This is a genomic window from Fulvivirga lutimaris (genome assembly GCF_009711525.1).
GTDB lineage: Bacteria > Bacteroidota > Bacteroidia > Cytophagales > Cyclobacteriaceae > Fulvivirga > Fulvivirga lutimaris.
In genome coordinates, this window is record NZ_SMLV01000298.1 from 8,464 (window position 1) to 11,433 (window position 2,970).

The following is a 2,970-nucleotide window of genomic DNA, read 5'->3' on the forward strand; positions in this document are numbered from 1 at the left end:
TTAAATGAAAAAACTGATCTTGGGCCGATGGCGAGGATAGATTTGCGAGATGAGCTCCACGATCAGGTGACAAAGAGCATGGAAATGGGTGCTAATTGTATTTTAGGTGGAATTTTTGATAATAATAGTGATGGAGCCTACTATCCGCCAACCATACTTACAGATGTTAAATGGGGTTCGCCAGCTTATCATGAAGAGTTGTTTGGGCCAGTAGCTTCTATCATCGAAGCTAGCAATGAGAAGGAAGCCATTGAAATAGCCAATGACAGTTTTTTTGGGTTGGGCGCAGCAGTATTTACCAGAGACCTGACTCGAGGTGAACGTATTGCAAAAGAAGAAATTGAAGCCGGCTGTTGCTTCGTTAATGATTTTGTTAAATCTGATCCCAGATTACCTTTTGGTGGAGTAAAAGGTAGCGGTTATGGCCGTGAACTTAGTACTTATGGAATAAAGGAGTTTGTGAACATTAAGACGGTATATGTAAAATGAAACTAAGCTTTAAGCATTGTTTTTACCATTTTTAATTTCTCAATGACTTCATCGGGGTAGTCACTCCTATACTTTGTAGAATAATCAAGCGCTTTTACAATGTCGGATACCGAATAAGGTATATGGTCTATGTTTCCTTCATAGTAATCAATTACTGATTCAATCACCTTTATACTTCTGTTTTGAAAAAACATACACCTAATATTTTAATAAAGATATTGGGGTAATGGTGTGGTATCAATACCCATTTGTGGGTATTTTCATTGGGTTATATTAATTATTGATATTGTCATATAACTGAATTGAGGCACCTTCCAAATGATCAAGACGATCCATAAGAGTAGCTTTTTGTTCTACAGCAATTATCTTATGAATTTCGGTAGGATATTGCTTCATAGCCTTGTCTATGGCAGATTCTGAAAGTGCATTTTGAATTTCACTCGTGACTCTTTTAAAACTTGCTTTACTTAATCCTTTCAATAGTAGAACATCCAAATCTGTAATTTTTTTAGCAGCATCATTCACACTTGCTTCTCCTTTCCGGAAAGACTCGAATTTGTTGGTAGTATTTACAACTATTGTGTTGACCCATCCGTCATCAAACCTGCAAAAAGCCATATCTCTGTCAATAGGAAAGGGCCTGATTGTTTGATGATCTAGAGTGTCATAAACAAGCCACTTCCATTGACCTGCATGTCGATCCCAATCACTTATTAAAACATCAAAAATCCTACATTTTAGGTACTCAAGGGTATCAAGTTTCATGTCAGCATTTTTTATTGCGGTAAGCATCTCCTCAGTGTTAATGATATCAGTAGGTTCAAAAAAAGTTTTGCTGTCTTTCCATTTTGAATCTAATTCTTCTTCAAAAATCACGGCAGATGCGGGCAAGTGAAACTTTATACTATCATGCACCTGCGAATGGTAGGGAAGGATGTATATAGTAGGGTTAGTGTGAAGGATATTAACGGTTTCTGAGAGGCTTGCCACCACTGGGGCAGCATAGGGGTTGAGTGCCGAAGTTTGATCTCTTAAAAGCGGTCTTAGTGCGGAATTCCTTAGCCAGCTATGCAATACCCGAGACTGGTCCTTATCAATAGATCTAAATGAGTAATGCATGTGATTAGGGCTTTTCATTTCAATGCTGGTAGTCTGGTGACCACCACCTACTTTGTGAAACTCTAATGTATCGAGACCTTTAAATACGGGGAGTTTTATTTTCTTACTCCATAGTTCCCTATAATGATTGCCAAAAAGGGCAGTTGTTATTGAATTACGGTCATAAAACTTAGAAATGGATATGTTTATTGAATCCGAATCATTATTACTAAATAAAGCATCAGCTTGCTTCATCTGATACTCTGAAGAAAATTGATTTTGCTCTCTTGAGTTTATGAGATTGGGTAAAATGAACAACAAAAAGAGAGCTGTAAGTAGACTAAAAGAAACTATGATTAATCTTCGTCTCAATTAAAAAGTTAAAATAAAATCCTGCTTCCTTATTTCTGGATTGAAAAACACCAGACCTACCTGAAACAGGTCAATGGTAACAGTAACCTGATAGTGACTTTTAATTTCATTCCACGCCTTTTCCATTTCGCCATTCATATGAATATCATCAAAGACTAAGCATGTATGATCAGAAATATGCTCTAGTAATAAATTGAAATAAGCTAAGGTGGCTTTATAGGTATGATTTGCATCTATAAGTGCAAAATCGACCTTTTTATACTTGCCAAGAAAAATTGGTAGTGTCTGGTCTATATTGCCTTCAATAACTTCTGTATTGGTTTTCTCATTCCCTTCAAACACTGCTGATGCTATAGCGGCCAAAGAAGGATCTCCTTCAAATGTAAAAACATGGGCTTCTCTATTTTTTGCCAGATATAGTGTATTAACTCCTAAAGAAGTGCCTAATTCAATTACAGTTTTGTATTCGAAATGTCTGATCAGACGCTCGTACAACTCTGAAAATTTCCTTTTTGAAATGCCTTTTGTGGCTATATCAGAGACCTTTCTTTGATTGTTTCTAGCAACATTTGACCCACTACCAAGATCTATAACTTCAATGGTATTGGTACTTAGCATAAACTGGTCTCTAACCTTCTCAATGTCTGGAAATAAGGGTTTCCTATTGGTGTCGAGAATTACCTTTTTATAAAGTTCATAGATAAACGGAGAATGAAGAGAATGCTCATTTTCCTCATTTAACCAATAACTGAGGTAGCTTAAGGTTTGATGTAAAAAAGACAAATTAGTTGAGTTTGAATGGAGCAATCATAGTAAACTCAGGTATGGTGACTTTAAACCTATGACCATCTACAATTCTCTCCATCAAAAAAGTACCACCCATTTTACCGATACCAGATTTCAAATTACAACCTGACACGTATTGGTGATATTGACTAGGCTCTAAAATGGGCTGTTGACCAACAACGCCTTCACCTTCAACTTCACGAGGGATTAGTGCCGCATCATGAA

Annotated in this window: 5 protein-coding genes; 1 reads left to right on the plus strand and 4 read right to left on the minus strand. The window is 36.6% G+C overall.

What is annotated here, in order from left to right; translation table 11 throughout:
- A partial coding sequence (locus E1140_RS05365; protein WP_155179946.1) for an aldehyde dehydrogenase family protein occupies nucleotides 1-489 on the plus strand: 489 nt, incomplete at its 5' end.
- A 2-nt stretch (nucleotides 490-491) separates the two neighbouring features.
- On the opposite strand, the gene E1140_RS05370 is transcribed toward E1140_RS05365, so the two are convergent.
- The 4 genes from E1140_RS05370 to E1140_RS05385 form a co-directional block, all read right to left on the minus strand.
- Nucleotides 492-683: a hypothetical protein gene (locus tag E1140_RS05370; protein ID WP_155179932.1), complete on the minus strand. Its 192-nt coding sequence runs from the start codon at nucleotides 681-683 to the stop codon at nucleotides 492-494.
- Between the two features lie 79 nt (nucleotides 684-762).
- Entirely contained in the window at nucleotides 763-1,959 is a 1,197-nt protein-coding gene (locus E1140_RS05375) for a hypothetical protein (RefSeq protein ID WP_155179935.1), read from the minus strand.
- Nucleotides 1,960-2,742 (minus strand): O-methyltransferase, encoded by a 783-nt coding sequence (locus E1140_RS05380; RefSeq protein WP_155179937.1) that lies wholly within the window; start codon nucleotides 2,740-2,742, stop codon nucleotides 1,960-1,962.
- A gap of 1 nt (nucleotide 2,743) precedes the next feature.
- Nucleotides 2,744-2,970 (minus strand): ApaG domain-containing protein (locus E1140_RS05385; protein WP_155179940.1); only part of this gene is annotated, 227 nt, incomplete at its 5' end.

What these genes read in the sequence shown, in the direction of transcription:
- E1140_RS05370 (WP_155179932.1), bottom strand. Translation starts at nt 683, where the DNA reads ATGTTTTTTCAAAACAGAAGTATAAAGGTGATTGAATCAGTAATTGAT.